At 43.4% G+C, this 23,956-nt stretch carries 23 protein-coding genes and 1 pseudogene; 5 read left to right on the top strand and 19 right to left on the bottom strand.

The annotated features are described in order from the left end of the window. Position 1: 1 nt before the first annotated feature. Entirely contained in the window at positions 2-865 is an 864-nt protein-coding gene (modA, locus tag ADU23_RS23445; RefSeq protein ID WP_053375957.1) for a molybdate ABC transporter substrate-binding protein, read from the bottom strand. Positions 866-1,030: 165 nt separating this feature from the next. On the opposite strand from modA, the gene ADU23_RS23440 reads away from it, so the two are divergent. Beyond that, entirely contained in the window at positions 1,031-1,981 is a 951-nt protein-coding gene (locus tag ADU23_RS23440; protein WP_053375956.1) for a helix-turn-helix transcriptional regulator, read from the top strand. 261 nt (positions 1,982-2,242) lie between these two features. On the opposite strand, the gene ADU23_RS23435 is transcribed toward ADU23_RS23440, so the two are convergent. Beyond that, on the bottom strand, positions 2,243-2,866 hold the full coding sequence (locus ADU23_RS23435; protein ID WP_053375955.1) for a histidine phosphatase family protein: 624 nt from the start codon (positions 2,864-2,866) through the stop codon (positions 2,243-2,245). A 182-nt stretch (positions 2,867-3,048) separates the two neighbouring features. Between ADU23_RS23435 and ADU23_RS23430 the strand changes: the two genes are divergently transcribed. Together ADU23_RS23430 and ADU23_RS32315 are read left to right on the top strand one after the other, a co-directional pair. Next, positions 3,049-4,890, top strand: coding sequence for a stalk domain-containing protein (locus ADU23_RS23430; protein ID WP_082311184.1), 1,842 nt, complete (start codon positions 3,049-3,051; stop codon positions 4,888-4,890). A 161-nt stretch (positions 4,891-5,051) separates the two neighbouring features. Further along, positions 5,052-5,225: pseudogene (locus tag ADU23_RS32315) on the top strand (IS3 family transposase); the annotation flags it as partial. A gap of 5 nt (positions 5,226-5,230) precedes the next feature. Here ADU23_RS32315 and spoIIP read toward each other — a convergent pair. From spoIIP to ADU23_RS23380, 10 genes are all read right to left on the bottom strand, one after another. Then, positions 5,231-6,478, bottom strand: coding sequence for a stage II sporulation protein P (spoIIP, locus tag ADU23_RS23425; protein WP_053375953.1), 1,248 nt, complete (start codon positions 6,476-6,478; stop codon positions 5,231-5,233). Positions 6,479-6,891: 413 nt separating this feature from the next. Further along, positions 6,892-7,116 (bottom strand): hypothetical protein, encoded by a 225-nt coding sequence (locus ADU23_RS23420; RefSeq protein WP_053375952.1) that lies wholly within the window; start codon positions 7,114-7,116, stop codon positions 6,892-6,894. Next, positions 7,113-7,346 (bottom strand): hypothetical protein, encoded by a 234-nt coding sequence (locus ADU23_RS23415; RefSeq protein WP_157265917.1) that lies wholly within the window; start codon positions 7,344-7,346, stop codon positions 7,113-7,115. The genes ADU23_RS23420 and ADU23_RS23415 overlap by 4 nt, the downstream gene beginning before the upstream one ends. Positions 7,347-7,641: 295 nt before the next feature. Continuing rightward, positions 7,642-9,099, bottom strand: coding sequence for an ABC transporter substrate-binding protein (locus ADU23_RS23410; RefSeq protein ID WP_053375950.1), 1,458 nt, complete (start codon positions 9,097-9,099; stop codon positions 7,642-7,644). A 66-nt stretch (positions 9,100-9,165) separates the two neighbouring features. Continuing rightward, positions 9,166-9,849: a carbohydrate ABC transporter permease gene (locus ADU23_RS23405; protein ID WP_231637516.1), complete on the bottom strand. Its 684-nt coding sequence runs from the start codon at positions 9,847-9,849 to the stop codon at positions 9,166-9,168. Positions 9,850-10,061: 212 nt separating this feature from the next. Continuing rightward, a complete protein-coding gene (locus ADU23_RS23400) occupies positions 10,062-10,976 on the bottom strand; it encodes an ABC transporter permease (RefSeq protein ID WP_231637515.1) in 915 nt (304 codons plus the stop codon). 37 nt (positions 10,977-11,013) lie between these two features. Next, on the bottom strand, positions 11,014-12,279 hold the full coding sequence (locus ADU23_RS23395; protein ID WP_053375947.1) for a Gfo/Idh/MocA family protein: 1,266 nt from the start codon (positions 12,277-12,279) through the stop codon (positions 11,014-11,016). Between the two features lie 48 nt (positions 12,280-12,327). Further along, positions 12,328-13,413 carry a DUF4832 domain-containing protein gene (locus tag ADU23_RS23390; protein WP_053375946.1) on the bottom strand — a complete coding sequence of 362 codons (1,086 nt, stop codon included), beginning with the start codon at positions 13,411-13,413 and terminating at the stop codon, positions 12,328-12,330. A 13-nt stretch (positions 13,414-13,426) separates the two neighbouring features. Continuing rightward, positions 13,427-14,719, bottom strand: a complete 1,293-nt coding sequence (locus ADU23_RS23385) for an acyltransferase domain-containing protein (protein WP_053375945.1) — start codon at positions 14,717-14,719, stop codon at positions 13,427-13,429. A gap of 7 nt (positions 14,720-14,726) precedes the next feature. Beyond that, positions 14,727-16,061 carry a DUF4832 domain-containing protein gene (locus ADU23_RS23380; RefSeq protein ID WP_053375944.1) on the bottom strand — a complete coding sequence of 445 codons (1,335 nt, stop codon included), beginning with the start codon at positions 16,059-16,061 and terminating at the stop codon, positions 14,727-14,729. A 334-nt stretch (positions 16,062-16,395) separates the two neighbouring features. Between ADU23_RS23380 and ADU23_RS23375 the strand changes: the two genes are divergently transcribed. Together ADU23_RS23375 and ADU23_RS23370 are read left to right on the top strand one after the other, a co-directional pair. Further along, the gene (locus ADU23_RS23375) at positions 16,396-17,418 is read left to right on the top strand and encodes a LacI family DNA-binding transcriptional regulator (RefSeq protein WP_053375943.1); all 1,023 of its coding nucleotides are present in this window, start codon (positions 16,396-16,398) and stop codon (positions 17,416-17,418) included. 359 nt (positions 17,419-17,777) lie between these two features. Beyond that, positions 17,778-18,863 (top strand): LysM peptidoglycan-binding domain-containing protein, encoded by a 1,086-nt coding sequence (locus tag ADU23_RS23370; protein ID WP_053375942.1) that lies wholly within the window; start codon positions 17,778-17,780, stop codon positions 18,861-18,863. Between the two features lie 97 nt (positions 18,864-18,960). Here ADU23_RS23370 and ADU23_RS23365 read toward each other — a convergent pair whose 3' ends face one another. From ADU23_RS23365 to ADU23_RS23335, 7 genes are all read right to left on the bottom strand, one after another. Next, positions 18,961-19,308, bottom strand: coding sequence for an MmcQ/YjbR family DNA-binding protein (locus tag ADU23_RS23365; RefSeq protein WP_053375941.1), 348 nt, complete (start codon positions 19,306-19,308; stop codon positions 18,961-18,963). Positions 19,309-19,443: 135 nt separating this feature from the next. Next, positions 19,444-20,943, bottom strand: coding sequence for a malate:quinone oxidoreductase (locus ADU23_RS23360; RefSeq protein WP_053375940.1), 1,500 nt, complete (start codon positions 20,941-20,943; stop codon positions 19,444-19,446). A 395-nt stretch (positions 20,944-21,338) separates the two neighbouring features. Continuing rightward, positions 21,339-21,785, bottom strand: coding sequence for an SRPBCC family protein (locus tag ADU23_RS23355; protein ID WP_082311183.1), 447 nt, complete (start codon positions 21,783-21,785; stop codon positions 21,339-21,341). Then, complete coding sequence (locus tag ADU23_RS23350; RefSeq protein ID WP_053375938.1) at positions 21,763-22,230, bottom strand: SRPBCC family protein; 468 nt, start codon at positions 22,228-22,230, stop codon at positions 21,763-21,765. The genes ADU23_RS23355 and ADU23_RS23350 overlap by 23 nt, the downstream gene beginning before the upstream one ends. Beyond that, positions 22,227-22,733, bottom strand: a complete 507-nt coding sequence (locus ADU23_RS23345) for a MerR family transcriptional regulator (RefSeq protein WP_053375937.1) — start codon at positions 22,731-22,733, stop codon at positions 22,227-22,229. Before ADU23_RS23345 ends, ADU23_RS23350 begins: the two co-directional genes overlap by 4 nt. A gap of 331 nt (positions 22,734-23,064) precedes the next feature. After that, positions 23,065-23,487: a MerR family transcriptional regulator gene (locus ADU23_RS23340; protein WP_053377794.1), complete on the bottom strand. Its 423-nt coding sequence runs from the start codon at positions 23,485-23,487 to the stop codon at positions 23,065-23,067. Positions 23,488-23,512: 25 nt separating this feature from the next. After that, positions 23,513-23,878 (bottom strand): carboxymuconolactone decarboxylase family protein, encoded by a 366-nt coding sequence (locus ADU23_RS23335; RefSeq protein WP_053375936.1) that lies wholly within the window; start codon positions 23,876-23,878, stop codon positions 23,513-23,515. Positions 23,879-23,956: the final 78 nt, after the last annotated feature.

Below are 23,956 nucleotides of genomic sequence, written 5' to 3'. Positions count from 1 at the left end.
ATTAATTAGGAACGGAAAAGCCATATTTGATAAATACGTCAAGCGCTTCCTGCGTTTGCAAATACGTATAAAAATCTTTGGCTTCTTTGGTGTGTTTCGAAGCCTTTACGATTCCAATCGGGTATTGAATCGTTTTATAGGTTGAAGCATCAACGGCAAAAGCGATCTTAACTTTATCGGATGTTAGAGCGTCTGTTTTGTATAAAAAGCCTGCATCGGCATTTCCGGTTTCAACATATTGCAAAACCTGTCTTACATCCTTCGCTTGCACCGATTTGGCCTGCAGCGTGTCCCACAGCTTTGCTTTGGTCAGCGCTTCCTTGGCATAGTTGCCGGCGGGCACGCTTTCCGGAATGCCGATCGCAACTGTTTTTACTTCTGCTTTCGTTAGATCGTTTACATTTTCAATCGCCGTCTTGCCGTCAGCTGGAATAACAACGACAAGCTCATTCTTCAGTAAATTCACTTGTTCGTTTGTATCAATGAGCTGTTTGTCTACAAGTGCTGTCATGTTCTTAACGGCTGCCGACAGGAACAAATCAGCAGGCGCTCCTTGCTCAATTTGCTGCTGCAATGCGCCGGATGCGCCAAAGTTAAAGCTTAGCTGTATGTTCGGATTGTTAGCCTGATAAGCCGTTTGGATTTCCGTTAACGCGTCAGTCAAGCTCGCCGCTGCAGAGATCGTCAGCTCTACCGTTTCTAACGGCTCCGTGCTAGGCTCAGTTGTGCCCTGTGCCGGGGCGTCTGTACTCGCGTTTGTATTTGTACTTGGTTTCGTATTTTCTGCGGCTCCGCAGCCTGCGAACACCAAAGCCATTGCAACTACGATGAACAAAAACATATAACTTTTAATCATTTTAAACATGATCGATCCTCCTGAGTTATGTTTAGATATAAATAGATATATCTGAATTAAATTATATATACAGTTCAATTCTTTTGTAAATCTATTTAACAGAACGTACACATCCTATTATGATACAATAAAAAAATAACATAACGGCTTGTACTTATATGAAGGAGGAGCATCATGTCCAGCGATGTCTCATATACGACCGAAGAAATTGCCAAGCTGCTGAAAATATCCAAACTGACCGTCTATGATCTCATAAAAAAAGGCGAGCTGCCCTCTTACCGCGTAGGCAAACAAATGCGAGTAGACCCAGCAGATCTGGAAGCTTACAAGCAGCGGAACAAGGGCATTCAATTAAACGAACGCCCAACACTAACCGATTCTCCGGCGCTCACCCATGGACAAGCATCGTTCTCCGGGCTTCGCCCCCTCGTCATTACAGGTCAAGATCTCAGCCTTGATATACTGGCAAAATATATGGAGAAAAAGACGGACGGGATTAGGCCGCTGCGCGCATATGTCGGCAGCCTTGACAGCTTGATCTCCATGTACCGAGGAGAATCCGACATCGTCAGCACGCATTTGCTTGACGGTGACACGGGTGAATACAATCTCCCTTATATCAAAAAGCTGCTTATAGGCTCTTCCTACATTGTCGTCAATTTGCTAGCCAGAAATGCAGGCTTTTACGTTAAGCAAGGCAATCCTTTGAAGCTGCATGGTTGGTCTGATTTGGGCACCGAAGGCTTGCGGATCTCCAATCGGGAGAAAGGCTCCGGCGCTCGTGTCCTGCTGGACGAACAGCTCCGCTTGCATGGCTTGAAGCCGGATCAGCTTGAGGGCTACGAACAGGAGCAAAGCAACCATCTTGGCGTTGCATCCAAAGTGGCAGCAGGCGAAGCAGATGTTGGCATTGGCATTGAGAAAGCAGCTTCGATCGTAGGAAATATTGATTTTATTCCATTGATTAAGGAACGTTATGACCTGGTTATGCTGAAGACCGCGAGCAATCAAGCTTGGATTCAATCGTTGCTCCAAATTCTTAGATCCGATGATTTCAAGAAGGAGCTTCAAGCCATTTCAGGCTATGATTTAACGCGAACCGGTGAAATAATGCTGGAAACCTAGAACTATCCAGAAATAAGGAGACACAAACGAGCCTTAGAATCGCTTCTAGGGCTCGTATGTGCTGCATCTTTCGAACATTTAACAGGAAATGCTCCATCTAATTTTCCGCAAGGAAGGCTCGTAGACCATCTAGCAGGAAAATCTCCCGTTAATCGGAGCTCATTCAGCGAAATAGAGCCAAATTCAAAAAATTAACAGGAGTTTTTCCAGTTAACCCCGATTTCCCTCCCTATTTTCGTAAATTAACGGTAGTTTTTCCTGTTAATTATCCTTGTAATGAGAGGTATCACCGTGCAGCTCAATAATCGTTTGATCACCCTTGATTATGACTTTGCAAAGCGCTGTGGAATCAACAATCGGCGGTGTCCAAACTTCCGATAGCGGCTTTCCGCTAAAATGAGTCATGATGAGCTTCAATGTGGCAGCGTGTGTAACAATTAATATGTTTTTCCCTTCATTGCTTTCAATAATCTCCCTAAGCTTAGGAAGCACCCGGTTTTGCAAATCATAAAAGGATTCGCCGCCGTTATTTGGCTTAAATAAATGTGGTGTTTGCCAAAAAGCTGAATAATCTTCAGGGAATGCCGCCTCCACGTTGTCTTTCACTTCGCCCTCCCAGCAGCCCATATTAATTTCTCTCAAATCTTGCTCTGGAAGTATAGCTATATCTCTCTTATTTCTTAAAATTTCTGCTGTCTGCAGCGTTCTCTCACTCGAACTGCTATAAATGATATCCAATTGAATGCTGCTCATGGATTCCGCTAACCATGCGGCATGCAGCAACCCAAGCGGAGTCAATGGCGAGTTCTTATGCCCCTGTAATCGATGTGCTACATTCCACTCCGTTTGGCCATGTCTTGTTAAGTAAAGGGTCGTTTTTTTCAAGTGATAACCTCTCCTAACCTCTATTTATAAATCTATCGAATTTTTAAATATTCTGTTTCAAACGTATATTACCTGCACGAAATATTATTTGAAAGCGTTTTTTTGAAAAACGGTTTTTTTCGAAACCTTTCCTTCGCATTTGCGTCTAGTAGTTGTTGCCAAATTTGGGAAAGTAGGTGTTTATGATTCGATTTAAGTTTCGAAGATCAACAATAGCCGGAATGACCGTAGCACTTGCCGCAACTTTGCTGAATTCGATTCCGGTATCAGCAGAGGACCAAACGACCCGGAAAAACCTGACCCCTCTTGCTGCCAACCAAGCGCTTCAAGATACATCAGCAAATGTAGTCTTTCTGAATCTGCCGATCTCGTTTCCCCTGCCGCCGCGTTTTATCAAGGGAACGATTATGGTACCAGGCAAAGCGCTGCTTGAAGGGTTAGGTTATAAAACGAAATGGCAGGCTGATGAACGAAAGCTCGTAGCAGAACAAGAGAATAAACCGACGCTCGTCTTCTGGGCTGGCCTTGCTCAAGCAGAGATTAACGGCAAGAAGATAACAGGACCGCCTGTTGCCTCTTTCATTGACCAACAAGTATTATGGATTCCGCTTCGCTTAGCGGCAGAAGCCAGCGGACTTCGCGTCACATGGGATGCAGCGAATCGATACGCAATCGTTACCGATCCTCTGGCTCTGCCAAGATTCAGCGTAATGACCAAGATAGATAATGGTTTAGCGGAATCCCCTTTGAAAATGCTGGAGTATATGAAGCAAACCTTTAAACTGGACGTTGATTTTGTTCAAGTAGGGCCGGAGTATTACCGCCAGAAGACGATGGTCATGATTGCAGCCGGAGATCCTACTGCGCTGATGCTGCTTGAGGATCCTTACGTTTTTCAAGATGAGCTGATGTCAAGCTTCTCCATAGATTTAACTAAAGATTTGGAAGACTACCCAAGGCTGAAGGAGCTGGCGCTTACCGCTCCGGGAAGCAGGGTAATCGACGGAAAAATTTACGGCGTGCCCCGGCCGGGCGATCCCCATAACGCTTCCTTCCCTGCAATCCGCAAGGATTGGCTGGATAAGCTGGGGCTAATACAACCGCAAACGATGGAAGAATTATATGAGGTGCTAAAGCGGTTTACCTCACAGGATCCTGATGGCAATGGTAAGCATGATACAATCGGTCTGACTGGTTACACGAACGAATTTGGACTTGGAACTTTATCGTGGGTAGAGCATGCTTTTACAGGCAACCCTGCTCGCTTTACTATAAAGGATGGCAAGGTCATTGATTATGCTGTAAGTACGGAAGAGACGCAAGCGCTTCAATGGTTAGCTCGTGCTTTCAAGGATGGTCTGCTGGACAAGGAGTTTGCGGCAGTGTCAATGCAACAAGTAAGCGACAGGCTGCGCAGCAATAAAGCAGGACTTGCAGCGTTAAACATAAACGAAGCTGCTGCTCTAACAGGTGATGATTCCGTTTGGCTGCCGCTGACGACGGTTAAAGCTTCTTCAACAAGCGTGCCAATCGCACCTTGGAATACCCAAGGCAATGGAACTTATATCGTTTCCAAAAACTCGAAGCTGGGTGCGAAGCAAATATTGGCTTGGCTCGATCACGGGATTGAAAAGACGGAATCCGGCGGTTGGGATACGCTTAAAGACTGGCAGCTGCCTGATCAACAAGCAGTAAACAGTTTATTTGGTCAAAGCGATATGCTAAAGCGCAATAGCAGCTTGGATTCGCTCCCTGCAGCAATTCGGAGTGAGTACGAAGCTGCCATTAAGTCGTGGAAGAAGATTTCTTATTCAACTACTTCCCTGCCTGAAGCCAGCAGCCTATTGCAAACGGGACAGTATGTCGAGTTTAATCGCGAGCTGGAGCAGCTTAAGCTTAAAGTAATTATGGGCGAGTCCACTATTGAAGATTGGACGAACTTCATAAGTAAATATACGGCATCAGCGGATTATAAAGCGATGCTCGTGGAAATGAATCAACGGGTTTCAACGCGAGTGAAATAGAAGCGTCAAAAGAAGAAAAAGGATGATAAGTACACGGTTCGAGCGGGACTGACCCCATAACGAGAGACGAATCAAAACATCTTCAAGTGAATGCAACCCTGTCGTAAGATATGGAGATAACCTTGGAGGTGTTTTTGCGTTGGCAACAAGAGTGAGCAACATCGTTCCATTCCACACTAAAGCCTGAAACGTTCTACCTCGAAGGTCTCACGTGTACAACGACTTCAATCGTTGAACAGACCGTTCGAGACTGCATGAATTACTATAACTTAACTCGCATTCAAACGAAACGAAATAACCAGTCGCCGGTTGATTTCCGACGACTGGCGGCTTAACTTGTTCATTTAATTGATTTATAAAACTCTGCAAATACGTCAGCGAAAGCCTCTGCTGTTTGGAGATTCTCTTCCAGCGTATTGTTCACTCCCCCGAATTCCAGAAGCAGGCTTCCGTTAGAAACAGACTGGTTGTATTCGGCATTTCCTTGATGGGCGCTTTTCATCAGAACTCCCCTTGATATGCCCGGATACTTCTTGTTTAATAAAGCGTCTAACGATTCCGCGAACTTTTTGTTTTCTTTGTGGGCGGGGTTCGCGTCTCCTATGACAAACATAATGCGCGCATAAGTTTTACCGTTAATGACAACTGTTGTTTTATTGCGCGGAACATCTGCATCTCGATGAATATCGAAGAAATAAGTCAGGGAAGCATTAGACTTCATCGCCTTGTCTACTGCTTTACGCGATTCACTGTAGGCTTTCGTGTAGCTTAGTTTCTGTTCGTTCAGCCTCTCAGCAATATCGGTTTCTTCAACAATGGAAGATATTCCTTTTTTCTGCAGGTTCTCTGCGAGCTTCTTGCCTACAAGTGTAATGTTCACTTTCGGATCATCGACGGAGGTCCCTTTTGTACTGCCAGATACATTCTTCCAAGACTCCCTATTATGCGTATGATAGATGTACACTTTGCTGCCGCTTTGTTTGGAAACCCCTGTGTTCACGACCCAATTGGCAACGTAAGCGGTTCCTCCGCTTGGCAACGTGACTTGATACCAATCTCCATCTATTCCGACTACAAGAAACGATTCACCTGCCCGCGCCTTGGAAACAATTTCATAATCCGTCCCCGGCCCTTTGCGCAAATTAGTCGTGTCCACGATGTTTACTATGGCTGCCTTATCTTGATCAGTGCTCGGCTGATTCACATTTTCCGGCTTTTGTCCATTATTGGCAGATTGGCTGCTGTTGCTCTCTATGGTTTCCACTACCCAATTCGCAACATAAGCCGTGCCGCCGCTAGAAAGAGATACTTTGTACCATTCTCCCTTCGAGCCAACAATCGGATAGGTTGCGCCAGCCTTCGCCTTGGCTACAACCTCATATTCAAGGCCCGGCCCTTTACGCAGATTGGTAATATCCACGATTTTAGCGATTGTTTCCTTATTTTGAGCTGAATGATTCTGTGCATACGTTTGAGCTCCCGTTTTTCCTGTCGACAGGTTCTGAATTGACGCGTATGCAGAAACGGAACCCCCGGATAATAAAGAAAGAATGATAGTTCCGCCCAATATTTGATTTCGTAATTTCAAAGCTAGCTTTCCTCCATTTCAAAGACTTGTTCTACGAATTTCGACAGCAACAGAGGAAAATCCTTCTAATCTACATTGTTCAGCACAAAAATGAGAGTAAATCCCTAGTCGCGTAAGTAAAATGACATGGCAGTATAGCTTAAGACAGTCCAATCTATCAAACTGTACCCGCCACTCCGATAGCCGTCAGGGTTAGCTTCAGACCGTGGTGCGTGGTGAGCGTAGTCCCATTATTCGTCGCGTAGACGGCGAACTCGATGACGAATGCGGAGATGATCGTGGTCGTCGCCGACTTCCGGAGCATCCCCAGTACTCGTACGAATGGCCGAACATGCCGATTCTCGCTAGATCGAGTTTTCCTGCGAAGCTGCCGTTTTCTCCGCCACGGTTCAGCTCTTCCAATTCGTCGAGCACTAACGCGGCATCGTTAACCCATAAAGACATCCTTTGTCGTACTCCGCATTGGTGTTTGGCTCGTCTTCGGTCCAATACTCCACCGTTCTTCCATCCGGAAATATCGTCGCGCCTGCATTATAGGTATAATCGATGCCGACCACAATGTAGCCCAGACTTGCGAGCTCTTCAGCTTGGAACATATTCTGGTTCCGATTGCCGTCTTCACCTCCGGCGAATTTCACATATAATGGCCTTGTTTCTTGCCGCTGCCGTCTACCGCGGGATAACAAATTTGAACCATCAACTCACGTTTCGCTTGCGGCTCCTTTGCAAAATTTTCTGCGCGTTTCTCGTCTGTCCAATGATACGCTACCGTTCCTACCTGATAAGTTCCCGTTGGCTTCGCTAACGAGAACATCGGCATGGCGACTGGCGGAATGACTGCGAGAACCAGATAAACCGTCAGCATCACAGCTTAAAAAGTAACCGTGTACCACTTTCTCGGCTTCATTTTTCCCTGGCGACATAGACATACGCCGTTAACAGAATCACCGTCCTTATTTTAGGTATAAATGTTGTCGTTTCTCATTCTTAATTCTTATTTATTTCTTGCATAACGCCCGGCATGAAAAAATCACCCTTACAGGTGACTCTGCTTGTTACCCCGTCATTAAGCCAGCGGTTGATTGTTTGATCATTCCAACTAAATAAAAATAAGCAGGCCACGGTAGGCCTGCTCATCCTCTAGTTATTCAATTGATATCTTTTTACTTGCTAGCCAAAAACTCATCCAACTGACGCTGGATCTCAGCGACGTATTCATCGATCCCAGCCGCTTTAAGCTTCTTAATAGCCTTCGGATATCCCGTTTCAAAATCCACAAAACCTGAGCGTATAGCAGCTAGGTCCTTGCCTGCGACTTCTTTAAGGGCAGTTTCTATCAATTTTACTTTCTCATTATTAAATCGGAAGCCCAATGAAGCGGATAAGATCGCCTTATCATCCCAGCTTTTATAATTATCGATAGACTCTTGTGCTACATCCGGCCCAAACATTTGATAATTCTGGTTTCTAAACATCCATTCATAGAAAAACTCATTAGAGGTCAGCTTTTTGATTCTTCCATCTACGATCTCGTAATCCTTGCCTTCGACACCATAGAGTGCTAATTGATAATTTTCTTTGGATTTATAAATCCAGTTGACAAATTTTATAGCACCTTCTGGATTGGGGGCAGTTACAGGTACGCCTAGAACTTCTCCGCCTGTTGCTGTAATATAACGAGGTTTTTCGTCTGCCAAAAGGTAGGTTTTAACTCTAGCATCCGGTGCATTGGCTTTTATCGCATCAATAATTTCCATTTCCTTGCCTAGGGAGCCTTCAACCCATAAGTATAAGCCTGTCTGCATGCGGGAGTCTCTTTCATTGTATTTAATGGTCAGATCCTCCGAATACAGCCCTGCATCATACATGCCGCGGTTAAACTTCGCCACTTTCTGGAAAGCGTCCGATTCATAGTAACTGTACGCTTTTTTGCTGTCTTCCCCAAATACAACCAAATCTTCTACTGCAATGAAGTTATATTGCTCTTCGGTAAAATACCTGGTTAGAGGCTTGAAGACAATATCGGCAGGCCCCTTCATTTCCGGAAACTTTTTTGCCGCCCTTGTTGCAAACTCTTTTAAATCATCAGCTGTTTTCACTTCGCTCATACCAACTGCCTCTAGTATATCCTGACGCACGGCTACCAGTTGGTACATGGCAGAGGATGGAGCATACGCAGAGGGAATGCCATGAATTTTTCCATCGATTACTGCCCCTTGAAACTGTTCCATCGGCAAAACTTTAAGCATATCCTGGCCATATTCCTTAATTAAATCATCTAACGGCATGCTTTGCTTCTTATTAACAATAGTAGAAAGGTCAGGAAGGCCATCCCAATACAGATCAATAGGTTCATTTGCAGCCAGCATGATATCTTTTTGCTCCCAATACTGCGACCATGGTACAAATATTACTTTTACCTTTAAGCCAAGATCGGCTGCCATTTTCTCTGAAAATTCATTTTGAAGAAATTCAGTCATGCGATCACTTTCGTCCCCAGGGTATAAAATGGTAAGTGTTTCGAGCTTCCCCTCAACCTCTTTTTTGTCGCTACAGGCTGCCAGTATAGAAATGGACACTAGCATTAAAACCAAAAAGATAAGCATTTTCCTTGTTTTCATGGATAACCCTCCCAATAAAATGGTTAATATATGTAAAGCCTTGATAGGCTGCAAACCATATATCGCTTATTCCTTGACTGCGCCTGCCATAATACCATGAACGAAATACTTTTGAATGAACGGGAATAGAAAAATAATAGGTCCGATTGTGATAACGGTTATAGCCATCTTCACTGTTTCTGCGGGGAGCGTTATGTTGCCTGAAGCACCTGATGGAATACGGCCGGAGCTGATCGCATTTACGTTAGATAAGATATTGTAGAGATAATATTGCAACGGAAATAAATCTTTATCGTTAATGAAGATAAGTGCATTCCACCAATCGTTCCAATAACTAAGCGCATACATTAAACCTACCGTTAGCAGCGCGGTTTTGCTTAAAGGAAGGGCTATTTTGATATAGATCGTAAAATAATTTGCTCCATCCATCTCCGCTGCTTCATACAAAGACGGCGAAATGCTTGCAAAATACGTACGCATCAAAAACATATTCCAAACGCTAAAAACGGAAGGTATGATTAATGCCAAAATACTGTTTTTCAATCCGTAATAATTGACGCTAACCATGTACCATGGAATCAAGCCTGCTGAAAAAATAATCGTAAAATTACTAATAAATGCGATTACGTTACGGTACCTCAGCTTTTTGACGGATATCGAGAATGCAATCATGCTCGTAATAAGCAATGCGCTTACCGTGCCAACTACGGTTACAAAGATGGTTACGCCATACGATTTCAGTATCTTCATTCCACTGTTAACAAATATATATTTATACGTATCCAAGCTTGGAGTCAGAGGGATGATTGAATAGCCATTTCTAACAATCTCCTGTTCGGATGAGAAGGAAACGCTAAGGGTTAATACAAGAGGGTATAGACAAACGAGCGCAAATAGGCCAATAAAACAGTACGACAAGCTTTTTACAAGTCTATCTCCAAGCCATCTATTAGTTTCCATTGTTAAAATAGACCCTCTCCATCATTTATTTTCTTAGCCGATTTATTTGCTGCAGTAATTAGAATTAATCCCATAAGCGACTGAAATAATCCGATTGCGGTCGAATAAGAAAAGCCCAAAGTACGCATAGACTGGTAGACATAAGTATCGATTACCGTCACCTCGTCAATTAATACCGGGTTATTGCCGACAATCCCATAAATCATTCCAAAGTCTCCGTAAAAGATCCGTCCAACACTCAGTAAAGTCAAGACAATGATAGTAGGCTTTAACATAGGAATCATTAAGAAAACAATACGCTGCAGCTTATTTGCGCCATCTACCTTAGCTGCTTCATACAGGCTTCCATCAAAGTTAGCCATTGCAGCCATGTAAAGGATAGAGCTATATCCGCTCCACTTCCATACGCTTGAAAGAATAATGATCCATTTCCAATACTTTGGTTCTGAATACCACCTGATCGGATCTGCCCCGAAAAACGCCAAAATATGATTGGCAACACCTACATCCGTCGAGAAGATCCCGTAGAGTATGGCGCCAACTACAACCCATGATATGAAATACGGAAAAAACATCATGCTTTGAGCTACTCGTTTGAATGCCTTATGCCTTATCTCGTTTAAGAAAACAGCGATGCTGACAGGAACAATAATGCCTAATATAAGGCCAAAAAAGTTAATGTATAAGGTGTTATAAGTAACCTTCCAGCCCATGCTGTTTTTAGAAAAAAAGTAGGTGAAATTGTCCAGACCAACAAATTTGCTGCCAAATATTCCATCAACTACATTAAAATCGGTAAACGCCATCCATATCCCTGCAAAAGGGATATAGCAGAACATAATTAGCACAATAAGAGCAGGCACACACATGAGATACAATATTCTGTTTTTCTTTATCTCATATAGAAATCCTTTCACTATTAAACTCATTACATCACTACCTTTGCATCGTTATCTAGCGATTAACCTCTAATGTTCCTTGCAGCTCTTTCTTCAAGTGGTCGATATCAATCACGGCACCAGTAACTCTTGCTTTCTCAGCTGCATATGCCATAATGTGACTTTCCACGGACCTATCGATGGAAGACCTGCTGTTGCTGTTTTGGTTTTCTAAATTATCCAAGAAGTCAATCATCAGTCCTGTATCGCCGCCGTTATGTCCACCGCTCATGGACGTCGGCAGGATGACGGTTTGCTCGTATCGTTCAGCCATATTAGAAGTAAATCTAGTCACTTCTATCCTGTTTAAGCTGTCATCTCCTCTAATTTCTCCATGCTCACACATAATTTTTATCGTTCGATACATCTTATTTGTAAATCCGCTCAAATTAAACGTTACGGTAACGCCATTTTTAAACTCAATCACGGTCGCTTGATGATCGCAAACATTATTATCCGATCGATAAACACAGCGTCCGTATGGACTTGTTTCAAGAGCCTTCAACAATCCTTCCTCTGTCTGATCCACTGAGATCGTAGTAGCCGGCCATTGTCCTCTTATGGGGAGGTAGGCTTTTCTTGCATCGAATCGGCAATCGGCAGCTACGGCGCAGTCTAAGCATCGATCAGCGCTATTTGCTGGTGCATTCTCTTCTTTAAAATAAGTCAGGTCGCCGTAAGAGGAAATCCGCTTCGCATCACTGTCTACTAACCATGATAAAATATCCATGTCATGACAGGACTTCTGCATAATGATAGGACTCGCTAGGTCGCTTCTTCTCCAATTGCCCCTGACGAATGAATGCGCCATATGATAATTTCCGACGTTCTCATTATGTTGAATGGTTATTACCTTACCAAGCTCATTGCTATCTATGATTTTTTTTATTTCCGCAAAAAAATTCGTATATCGGAGCACATGGCAAACGATAACTTTGCGCCCTTTTTCATTCGCTTTTTGTTGAATTCTTAAACATTCCTCAGGACTCGGCGAAATAGGCTTTTCCAATAGAATGTCATAACCAAGCTCAAGCGCCTCCATCGTCTGCGTATAATGATCTCTGTCCATAGAAGAAATAATAAGGGCATCGCAAATTTTTCCTAAGCTATAAAATTCATCTACCGATTTAAATTGTTTCTCCTGCGGAATGCCGAACTCTTCTGCCGCAGCCTTTCTTCTGATGTCATTTGGGTCAACTACCGCAACAATTTCCGCACGTTTGCTCGCGTACTCTGAGTAAATCATGCCTCTTTGCCCTGCTCCGATTAATGCCAGCTTCAAATCAACTACCTCCAGCGTATGTTTTATGGTCCGTGACGCTCTCTATTTCTATTCCGGTACCTTAGGGTCTTCCAGCGGATAATAACCTTCCGGATAATAGCTATCCCATATATTCAAAAGCGGATCCTCACTTGTAACTTTGACTTCTATAGTACCTGCCTCATAGTACCCATCCTGTTCGTTGCTTTGTATATCTAGTTTGATATAGGATCGGTCTTTGAAAAATAAGGCTATGCTTAGCTTGTAATTTCCCGGCTCCATATTCGGCAATTGTATAATTTCGTTATGGACAAGATCTCCTGTCAACCAAAATTGCGTCGCGGCACGCATTGGGAGTTCATAAGATACATCCCCTTGCTCCAATTTCACCCAGAGACCGAATTCACGGTAAACCCTAGCGCTCCCCGTGTTCACAAACCAGAAACGAAGCGGTAAGCTGCCCTCACTGGAAACGGTCTCTGGATAAGTCAGCCTTCGCAAGGCAAGAGAATATCCGAGCTCTGCATTTAGATTGGAGAGGCTTGCATGCCACCGGTATGACTCGCGCCTAATATGAGGTCCGCATACGTTATCGGTTATATGAAGGACAACCGGGTAACTCTTCCAAACATGCTGCAGCTTTTGTTTGGCAAAGGCTTCGCAGCATGCAATCCAATTATGTTCACTGCACTTTACCAGCAAGCCAAACCCACGGCTATGCTCCCTTAAATAATGAATCAGTCTTTCATTGTGGAGATCGGCAAGAAGATTCAGCTCTTCAAACGAATCTATATAGGCACTCCATTCTTCGTTGCTTTCAGCCAGTGTCGAGATCACAACGCCCGCAAGACGACTGACTGAGTCTATGTAGCTTCCGACTTTTCTTATTAAGGCTGCAAAACAATCATTGTCATGTTCCTTTACCCACAAAGGTAAATCCGGTTTGAGCACCAGGATAGGATTTGTTGCTGTGCTTATGGCTTCTTTCACCTTTTCGAGTCTATATTCTCCTCTAGTTGGCTCCAGTTCTACCCATGAAAATGAAACATATGTAAACGGTCCATTTTTCAAAAGATTTTCATTCCTTGGTAATGGATTAGGCCGGATTTTTATGGTTTTATACTTCTCGTAGCTTTCAAGCGAATATTTCCCCATCCAATCACCTCCCTTATAAATGGCTGTCTACTGTTTGAATAAATTTTTCGTTATCGGCAGCTGATATATAGGGCATGCTGCCAATCTTTTCGATTTCTTCCTTCAAAACAATCATGCTTAATGTATTAAACCTAGCTCCGGTCCTCATATACGCTGCTGCTGCTTTTTGCAACGAAGTTGTGAATTGGATCGGGCTGTGGACAGGATCTGCCTCACGGTCTCCAAAGAGCTCATAACGCAGCATGCCGTCCCCTTCAAATGTTGGATAATTATAAAACTGGTTTTGGACAAGCACGATATTGCTTTTTTCATTGTCTAATAGGAGTGATAATCTAGTATCATAAAGCCAGCTTGCACTCCAAAAACCTTTTATACATAACTCCGGAAAATATTTGGCGTACAATTCGGTAGCCATTTGCATCGAATTTTTCAGCCTGTCGGGTGTATAACCGGGTCCAGATGGAATATGAAGCGCTAAAAGGGTGTCCCCTTTCTGAAGGACCGGTTCCCATTCCTTCTTTGCAATTGAAGTTGGTTCTCTTTCAACGAATCCCATTGGATTAATCCGATTGGCTATGATGCAATCAGCATTTTCGTCCCATTGCGAAGTGAAATGCCCTCGTTGATCAAAAACATCATTGATGCCATTCCGTTGACCATCGCTGCGAAACTCTTCTCCCGCATGCCGTAGTGCAATAACTTTCTGTGTATTTACATGGCGAAACATCGTGAAGCGATCTTCAAATCGGTATGGGATAAAGAGAAATCGATCTAATCGAAATATGGAACAAGTATAAAAATTCATATCCCACGGGAAGTCATGGACTTTGGAATCACCATGTGCCACTAATTTTTCGAATTGAGCCTTCAGGGGCTGATGAGGTATTTTTTCGTAATACTCGATCGGTATTCCGCGCTTTTCCAGCATTTCCATAGAAGGGACTACGCAGGCAAGCAGCAAAAGAAAAGAATATAATTCACCATATTGCTTCATGCATCCCGGAGTCATATTCGTATAGAAGTCTTCATCACAGCGATTACGCGCGGAGCAAAGATCTCCCACTAAAAATGATGTGAAAAGAAACAGCACTCTATCATTTTCTATTGCTTCGATTCCATCAATCAGCAATTGCCGTGTACGCTCAGGGATTTGATATTGCTCAAAAATATCAAATAAAAAATTGCGTGGAATTAGGAGTGTATGGTTATCCGGTTGATAGCGATTATATTTGTCTTCCAAACCTTCAGGTAAATAATCAAAATTGCAGTATGCAATAGATTCTTTAAAATCCAATCTGATCTCCATTTCCTACTCATCCCCTCTTGATTAATAGTTTTCCCATTTGGTAATAGCCGTCCGTGTTTCCTTCGATCGCAAGCTTTATATTTCCGATCTCTTTCACGCCGGTTTCGATGCCAATTTCTAAAACGTACTCTCCTTCTGGAACATCGCTAGGTATTGAGAAGCTTTCCTCCCAAGCAATATCCTCATCCGGCAACCATTCTCTTATATCTTCTCTGCTATACAGCGTATATGTCTGATCATGGCTTCTAAGCTTCAGAACAAGCGGATAGTGATTATAGATAGGAGCGACACCTACATTAGCCCACAAAGCAGCAATGTCCAGATTCCCGCCCGCCCTTACTTCAGAGTCATAAGAGAACTTTCTTAATTCAAAGCGGTAACCCATCTTTTTTAACCACTGCTTTACATTTTCCTTCCAAGGCTCCGGTACGATCGTTCCTTTGCTATTGAAGGAGGAAATATGCCATTTGAGCGTTTCCTGAATGATGTAATCAATATCCCAGCCCTGAAGATACCAGTCATTCATATGCCAGCATGCTTCAAACAAAACCGGAGCTTTCTCCCAAGCATTTTCCATCTTGAAGTTCTGTATATTCTGAGGGTAGAAATCGGTCATATGCGACCATTCTTCTCCATGAAAACCGCCCATATCACCTAAACAATCTACACGGAAGCCCACTTTTTCCTTTCGATCCGTAATTATTCCCATAGACATCGGGTCATGCAAAAGCGCTTGGAGAGGCGTTATTTTAAATCCATCCAAATAGGCATCTGTAATACACGAAATGGCATTCGGCTTTAAAAACTCAGTTCCTCCGCCTTCCCCCCATGCTCCTACAATCGTTAGATCTATAGAGCTTATTACAGGGTGCCCATCGTACTTTATTGCAAAAGCTTTAATAAAATCAGCCCAATAGTCAACATATCGTGTTGTCTGAGGATCTACTCTCCAGAAAGGAAATTCGGGCTCCTCCGGGTTTTCCGCTCGGAACCAATCCGGTATATCATCTTCTTCGTTTAATGCGTACGGCGAGCAGCGTACCACCGCCGTACAGCCAATGGATTTCGCATAGTCCAATTTTTCCTCCAGCACTTCCCATCTGTACACGTCTTTCTCGATTTCTACATCCTTCCAACGCACGCTGCAGAAATAAACTTTGCTATCCGGATGATTGTAAGTGCTGCTGTCTTCCGTAAATTTATATTTCTCTTTCTTCTCCCCTCTATTGTCATATACATCACCGATGTCGCCCATTAACCCTGGAGCTGCAATAAAGCCAATGCCGGGATTGCTTATTAAGCTATCGATTACTGCCGGGTACACCGTTACTGCTTTGTTCATGTCTCATCATCTCCCAAACACGTTTTCTTTAAAGTTAACAGCATTTGCAATCTTGTTACGTTATGTGTTACGTTATATGTATGGCTTGTTTAGTAATCTTATTGTGCAATTATAACATTTTCAACCAAACCTGCAAGTGAAATTTACGTCGATTTAATATTAAATTTAAGCTGACATAACCTATCATCTGTATGTTACTATATAGTTTAACAGGTCATACATAGTAACAAGCCTGCATGAACGTAATTTTTACGCAACATTACATAAAAAAAGCTAATGACGGTTCACAACGTAACGTTGCGATCATTAGCAATAAAGGAGACAATGCATTTTTATGAGTACGATTAGGGATGTTGCTAAATTAGCAAGTGTATCCACGGCCACCGTGTCTAGAGTTTTAAATAATGATACGAAATATAAAATCACAGATGAAACCCGTGAAAGAGTCTGGCAGGCTGTAACCCAGCTTAACTATAAAATCAATGTAAGCCCGAAGCGTCAAGCAGCAGCGAAGGATACGACAATAAACAAGGCGCACATCAAGATAGGCTGCGTATTAAGCGTTACAAAAAATAAGTATAACGATCCTTATTTCATGTCTATTTTGTCCGGTGTAGAAAAGCGATTGCTTCACGCAGGGTATAATATTGCCTTTATTCGGACTGGACCTGAACTAGACGATAAGAAAATCTTGTTTAATACGTTTAGTGAATCCATTACCGGTCTTATCCTAATGGAATCCTTAAACAGCGAAACTTACGAGTATGTCCGCAAGCAGGTTCCGCATATCGTTGGCATCGATACAGAGCGCTGGGATATCGATAATGTAGGTTATGATCATTACAATGTCGCTTCTCTGGCAGTAAGCCATCTCATTGAAAAAGGCCATACGAATATTGGATATATAGGCGGAAGCGGATTAAAGAGCAACTTAAAGGAAAGCAGGCGCTATCAAGGCTACTACTCCACCATGCATGCTGCCGGATTGTCCGTAAATCCCGATTGGGTGATTGATTGCATGTGGGATGAAGTTGTCTGTATAGATAAAATCAATCATTTATGCCAAACCAAACATTTGCCTACAGCTTTTTTTGCTGCCAGTGATTTGATGGCTATGGCAGCCCTTAACAGCCTATATAACAATGGCATCTCTGTGCCTGACGAAGTGGCCGTTATAGGCTTATCCAATATTGAAGTATCTAAATACTCCAATCCGCCTCTATCTACCATTGATGTGCCCACCGAGGAAATTGGCATGGTCGCAGTCGACCTATTATTGGATCGATTAAATGGAAATATGCTGCTGCCGAAGAAGGTTATTTTACCTACACACTTGGTCGTACGCAGTTCAACTTAAATAAAACCAACGTATTCATGCGCCATGCAAAACGAAAGGTTAGACTAATAGAGCAAAAGCAGCCCCTCCTCTGATGAGGAAGGGCTGCTTTATTTTATGAGAGTTTTCCCATGTACAGTTTTTGTTAAGAAAGATATTGTAATATAAACATCATTAGAGGATATTTCCAATTCTAACGCTGTGTTTATACCAAAACCATGCAAAATGTTGATTTTGAGTGCAACACAGAAAATGCTAGCGTATGCGAGTAACATAGGTAGCATTTTGATTCCGGCTGAAATGGCTGTTTAGTCCCATTCCACAGGTTTCGACAAGTCGATAGAATAGAAATAAGTTGAATTAAGGGAGAAGATTACGCATTGGATAACAAAACGACAAGAAGCAACAAACGTTCAAAGGGCAGCTTGACATCATTTAAGAAAGTAACATTTTCAATTTATCTGGCCGTCGTCATCATTCTCGTATCCATTTGCGGAGTACTGTACAGCAAATATACGAATCTGGTCGATACCAATCAACAAACAGCGGCTGCTGAGAATCCTAAATCCAATAATAAGTCTGGGAATAACGATCCCTCTAACTCTGATTCGTCAAACGTAGGGCAAGTCGGAAACGAGCCCATTGCGGATGAGCCAGTTCCTGCCGGCACCGTTGACGTGGAAGAAACGCAACAGCCTACTGAAGATATTGGAGAAAACACGAAGCTTCCCGAGCCTACGGCAACCGAAACACCGGTGAAAGAAAAGGACGAAGCGGTAACAACCGTGCCTAAGCAGACGGACAAGCCAAGTCAAGACCAGAAGGAAAGCAGCAACAACAAGCCTAAAGACGAAAGCCAGACCATAAAGCTGCCAACAACTTATGTAGTCCAAAAAGGCGATACCTTGAGCACGATATCCGAAAAATTTTATCAAACCAAGGAGCATTACGCGCTGCTTGCCGAACATAATCAAATTTTCTTTATTAATGATATGAAGGTCGGCGATACGCTTACCATTCCTGCGCTTTCCTCAGGGACCGGTTCATCAGGCGGCAAGCCGCAGGGCACCAAAGATTATTCCAAGATTAATCTGCCGGCAACCTATCTAATTCAAGCTGGTGACACGCTATCCGGTATTTCTAGAATGTTCTATAAATCAGCAGAATATGTGAACTACATTGCGAGTGAAAATAAACTGGACAAAAACGAAGGGCTAAAGGCAGGCACCAACCTTGTCATTCCTTCTCTCAAGAATTACAAGCCAGATGAAACGATCGGCTCTGGTGACAACGCTGATGAATTTGAAGCAACGGAGCATATCGTGCAGAAGGGCGAGACGCTCTACAGCATCTCCAAAACCTATTACGGCACGACCAAACATGCCATGTTTATTGCAGACTACAATCATATCGTCGATATTGACCAAGTAAAAGCAGGTACAGTACTGAAGATTCCTAAGTCATAATCAATCGTCCATCGGGATAAACAAAGTGATGCCTTTGCAGCCGGATTTTTACCTTAAGAAGTTTATGAAATCAAAAAAACCGGCTGCAATCGCTAACCTAAATCAATTCTCGAAGACTCTTCGGAAGACTTTTGACAACCAAATCATAAGAGTGATCAATCATTGCAAAAATATCCGAATCGGGCAAGGAACCATCGATCGTAACCGTATTCCAGTGCTTTTTGTTCATATGGTATCCTGGACGGACGGCCTCATGCTGCTCTCTCAAATTCTCCGCAATGATCGGGTCACATTTTAGGTTTATGTACACAAAGCCCTCATTCTCCTCAAAAATAAGCGCGAACATTTTTCCTGCAATTTTGATCACCAATGGCGTGAAGCCGAAGGGATAATCCTTAGTCGCCCCTTTTTTCTTTAAACAGTATTCGATGATTTTATTATCCAAATCAGTACCTCCCTTTTCCCCTAATACGAAATTTCCGTCCATAAAATAAAAAACCACGCTGTGCGCGGATCTGTAAGGCTTTAAAAAATAGAACCTTCAATCTATAGATAGATCAAAGATTCTATGTTTTAAAAGTTAACTATAAGCTAGCTCTTTTTTGACTAGACCAAGCGTCTCTGCTGTTGAAGCATGAACTTCTTGCAGAAGCTCTGGATTTTCCATAAGCGACACGCCATAAGAAGGAATCATTTCTTTAATTTTTGGTTCCCACTCTTTCATATGTTGCGGGAAGCATTTTTTAAACACCTCAAGCATAACGTGGACAGCAGTAGAAGCGCCTGGAGAAGCACCTAGCAATGCTGCAATCGATCCATCAGCGGCACTAATAACCTCCGTACCAAATTGAAGTGTGCCTTTGCCTCCATCTGCTGTATCTTTGATAACTTGCACACGTTGGCCTGCTACTACTAAATCCCAATCCTCGCTTTTGGCGCTCGGGATAAATTCCCGCAGCTCTTCCATGCGCTTTTCTTTCGATAACATAACTTGCTCGATCAGGTATTTTGTCAAAGACATGTTTTTTGCACCTGCCGACAACATCGTTACCAGATTATCCGGTTTTACTGATGTTACCAAATCAAACATAGAACCGGTTTTCAAAAACTTTGGCGAGAAGCCGGCAAACGGTCCAAATAGCAACGATTTTTTATTGTCGATAAATCTTGTGTCAAGATGCGGAACAGACATTGGAGGTGCTCCAACCTTAGCTTTGCCGTATACTTTGGCATGATGCTGCTCTGTAACATCCGGATTATTACACACCATAAATATCCCGCTCACCGGGAATCCGCCAATATGTTTTCCTTCGGGAATGCCGGATTTTTGCAATAGATGCAAGCTTCCGCCTCCGCCTCCGATAAAGACGAACTTTGCAGTGTGGCGCTCGACGTTGCCGTTGCCGTTTCTTACCTTCAATTCCCACGAGCCGTCGCTCGTACGTTTCAGATTATCAACGCTATGCTTGTATTTGATTTCGACGTTTTTACTTTTTAAGTGGTCAAACAGAATGCGTGTCAAAGCGCCAAAGTTGACATCCGTTCCAGAGTCGATTTTTGTTGCCGCTATTGGTTCATTCGATGGACGGTTTTTTATAATAAGTGGAATCCATTCCATCAGTTTTGCAGTGTCTTCGGAAAAATCCATCCCTTGAAACAGAGGATTATTATTCATCGCTTCAAAACGATTCTTCAAAAATTTCACATCTTGTTCCCCTTGTACCATACTCATATGAGGCAATGGCATGATAAAGTCCTGCGGATTTCGTATCAGCTTGTTGTTAACAAGATAAGACCAAAACTGCATCGAAAGCTGGAACTGTTCATTAATTTGGATAGCTTTGCTAATATCTACCGATCCGTCTGGTTTTTCGACCGTGTAGTTCAGCTCGCACAATGCCGCATGCCCTGTGCCTGCATTATTCCATTCGTTAGAGCTTTCCTCACCAGCATTTTCAAGCTTTTCGAACACTTTAATTTCCCATTCCGGTACTAATTCTTTCAAAAGTGTCCCTAAGGTCGCACTCATGATTCCGGCACCAATTAAGATGACGTCTGTCTTCGTTTCTCTGCTGCTCATTATTACCATCCTTACACCCAAAATTTGCAGAAAGGATCTAGGCGCACCTGCTTTGACGACACACCAAGACTAGGCGCGACTTAGTCACACACCTTTTCTGTTTCGTGTTACATTTATTTATAAATTAAAATACCTACTATTATCTGATTATTATAAGCTATTTGAAAGCAATAATAAAGTGAGAAGTCCGCCCACATGTCAATAGGAGCTTGCAAGAACCATGGGCTTAATCCAGCTTCTTCCATATGAAATGATTTGAGCTGCCGCAACCATGGCATGGTTCCCCGCGCTGACTGTGACGTCAAGCCTTTGCAAAAATGTCTCAATGGATAGAAAAAATGGCCGCCAGATAGATGGCAGCCATTTTATTTAGATCTTAAGCTCTGAACTCAGGACTATTCAGTCATCCCGGCTAGCACGATTCCCAATCGGTCGAAATTTTGCTCGTTCGCTTCAGCGCAATATGTTTTGATTTTCTCGAACTCCTTTATGTTCTTAAATCGCTGACGAAATGTCAATCTGGTACGTCCTTCCAAATCTTCAAAGGTAGCCGTGACTCGAAATTCCGGATTGGACAAATGGTCGAGCACGATCCGTTCCCTCGGTACGATTTCGGCAAAGACGTTGTGATTGGGAAAGTCGACGCCATTCGGTCCATGCATAACGAATCGCCAATTGCCGCCCGGTCTTAGGTCGAACTCGTGAAACTTATTCGTGAATCCTGTAGGTCCCCACCATTGAGCCAAAAGTTCAGGAGCGGTCCATGCTTTAAATACGAGCTCCTGTGAAGCGTCGAACTCGCGCGTGGATATAATTTCGTTATCGTCCATCATTTCCATCATCGTCATCCCCCTCTGCTAATGCCTTGCCCAGCGCCTTCAGCATCTCATTGGTGCCGTGCTCGCGCACTTCCGGCGTATCGAGGCCGTCGAAGAACGCTCCTTGCTCGGTCAAAACCAACATCGTGCCAGCCTCCACAGGGATCAGCTCAACCGTCGTGATCGAGACGGAGACACGCTTGCCTCCCGTATCGAGGGTGTAGGTATAAACAATGCGTTGTTCCGGTACGATCTCCTGATAGATGACATTGAAGTCGAAGATCGGACCTTCGGGCGGTCCACCGCTGCTATACTCGCGGCCACCGACTTGAAAATCGAAGATCTCCGCCTTCGAGAACCACTTGGCTTTGGTCTCCTGGTTCGCCCATGCGTTATAAACCCGCTCAGGCGATGCTGCGTAAGTCCGCTCGACAACGAAGGTCGCGTGCTTGACGAATCGTTCATTCATGAATTTTCCTCCTTAGATTTGTGCGCTTCGCTCCCGCTGGCAAGAAAGTCGTCCAGCAGATCAAGGCGGTGTTCCCAGCTCTTGCGCCGCTCAATAACGGGCTTCTCGAACTCCATCTTCATCGCCTGCAGGAGATTTGTAAAATCATCAACAGTTAACGAAGACTTCCCCAACATAAGCTTGGACACATGATCAAGCTGCTCCAGAAGCCTCTGCTGCAACTTGATCTGCTCCTTGACCCGGGTCTTTTGCAAGGAGACGATCTCAAGCGGGCTGATCTGATCTCCGTCCAAGGCGAGCTTGATCTCCTCAAGCGACAAGCCCAATTCCTTAAGCGTTAAAATTTGGTGAAGACGCGAAAGATCGGATTTATTGTATAGTCTGTGGCCGGATTCCGTCTGGCCGGATGGCGAGAACAAACCGATCTGATCGTAAAAGCGCATGGTTCGAACAGTGAGCCCCGTCATTTTCGCGAGGTCTCCGACTTTCCAAAGATTTTTCATGCTCAATCCCTTCGTTTTCGCTAGCTTATTACCGGTAACTTTATTATAAAACATTACGTTACGTAAGGTTCAAGCCAAAAAATAAAGAAAGCAAGCAAGCGGTAACAGAAGACTGAATGCGACGACGTTACTTATGATGCGGTTCTCCGTACTTGATGTTAAATTAGCCTGCCCGCCAGCATAGCTGCTTCGTGATCTCTACTGCTTATTATACAAGCATCTTGACGTCATACAAATATTTACACATATATACGACGAAACAGCTGCTGGTTTGAACCAGCAGCTGTTTCGTCGTTCTTGTATCGATCCTTAATTAGGCGAATACCGTTCTCTAGCCATTCGTTGCACGGGCTGTATGCCCAATCTGCTCCGAAGCCCTTCTGAGCGTCTTTTCTTTTTTCACGATAGTTTGTTCATATCTAACAATTTTATCATCCAGCCGCTCCAGCGTTTTCTGCATAGCTTCGATTTTGGTAAACAGTTGTTTACGCTGCTCGATTAAAACCTCTTTTCTTGCTTCAAGGGTTGCATCACCCTGTTGAAAAAGCCATACATACCCAATCAACGCATCAACCGGAAGACCTGCGCCTTGCCGCATACAAATGATAAAATCAACCCATTTGCAGTCTTCTTCCGTATAATTTCTGATACCGCTTTTATTGCGGTTCACACGTGGAATCAGACCGATTCGCTCATAGTAGCGGAGCGTATCCTGCGAAACCTCAAATTTCTCACTTACTTCAGCAATTGTCATTGTCAACGTCATATCGTTCACCTCTTCAACTCGTAAAGATAGGACACTGATGCTGCGCTCTTCGCGGTTTGTTGCAGGTCCTATCTTTCGCAACTATTATAGCAGACATCGCTTTCGGCCATCCCGCGTAAAAAGCAAGATGGGTAATCACCTCTTTAAGTTCTTCTTCTGAAATTCCATTTTCTTTTGCTTTGTTCAAATGAAATCCTAGTTGCTCGGTATTTCCGCTCGTGATTAAGTTTGATACCGTAATTAAACTTCGGTCTCGCGGAGAAAGCTCCTTACGTTCCCAGATATCGCCGAATAAAATATTATCGGTCAATTCTACGATTTTCGGCGAAAAATCTCCAATCATTCTCTGTGCGGCAGTAAGTTCTCTTTCATTAGACATTTGGATTTTCCTCCCTCTCTCTTGAACATGGTTAATAGCATTCCAATAATGGCACTTGATACATTAATGAACTCATGT

The organism is Paenibacillus sp. FJAT-27812, from assembly GCF_001273905.1.
Classification (GTDB): Bacteria; Bacillota; Bacilli; order Paenibacillales; family Paenibacillaceae; genus Pristimantibacillus.
The sequence above is the reverse complement of the archived record's forward strand: the minus strand, read 5'-3'. Positions and strand labels throughout refer to the sequence as shown.

Coding starts and splice junctions, on each gene's coding strand:
- ADU23_RS23390 (WP_053375946.1), bottom strand. CDS start 13,413: ATGGGGAAATATTCGCTTGAAAGCTACGAGAAGTATAAAACCATAAAA.
- ADU23_RS23340 (WP_053377794.1), bottom strand. CDS start 23,487: ATGACAATTGCTGAAGTAAGTGAGAAATTTGAGGTTTCGCAGGATACG.
- ADU23_RS23345 (WP_053375937.1), bottom strand. CDS start 22,733: ATGAAAAATCTTTGGAAAGTCGGAGACCTCGCGAAAATGACGGGGCTC.
- ADU23_RS23430 (WP_082311184.1), top strand. CDS start 3,049: ATGATTCGATTTAAGTTTCGAAGATCAACAATAGCCGGAATGACCGTA.
- ADU23_RS23360 (WP_053375940.1), bottom strand. CDS start 20,943: ATGAGCAGCAGAGAAACGAAGACAGACGTCATCTTAATTGGTGCCGGA.
- modA (WP_053375957.1), bottom strand. CDS start 865: ATGTTTAAAATGATTAAAAGTTATATGTTTTTGTTCATCGTAGTTGCA.
- ADU23_RS23385 (WP_053375945.1), bottom strand. CDS start 14,719: ATGGAGATCAGATTGGATTTTAAAGAATCTATTGCATACTGCAATTTT.
- ADU23_RS23350 (WP_053375938.1), bottom strand. CDS start 22,230: ATGAATGAACGATTCGTCAAGCACGCGACCTTCGTTGTCGAGCGGACT.
- ADU23_RS23380 (WP_053375944.1), bottom strand. CDS start 16,061: ATGAACAAAGCAGTAACGGTGTACCCGGCAGTAATCGATAGCTTAATA.
- ADU23_RS23375 (WP_053375943.1), top strand. CDS start 16,396: ATGAGTACGATTAGGGATGTTGCTAAATTAGCAAGTGTATCCACGGCC.
- ADU23_RS23410 (WP_053375950.1), bottom strand. CDS start 9,099: ATGAAAACAAGGAAAATGCTTATCTTTTTGGTTTTAATGCTAGTGTCC.
- ADU23_RS23440 (WP_053375956.1), top strand. CDS start 1,031: ATGTCCAGCGATGTCTCATATACGACCGAAGAAATTGCCAAGCTGCTG.
- ADU23_RS23355 (WP_082311183.1), bottom strand. CDS start 21,785: ATGATGGAAATGATGGACGATAACGAAATTATATCCACGCGCGAGTTC.
- ADU23_RS23335 (WP_053375936.1), bottom strand. CDS start 23,878: ATGTCTAATGAAAGAGAACTTACTGCCGCACAGAGAATGATTGGAGAT.
- ADU23_RS23405 (WP_231637516.1), bottom strand. CDS start 9,849: ATGAAGATACTGAAATCGTATGGCGTAACCATCTTTGTAACCGTAGTT.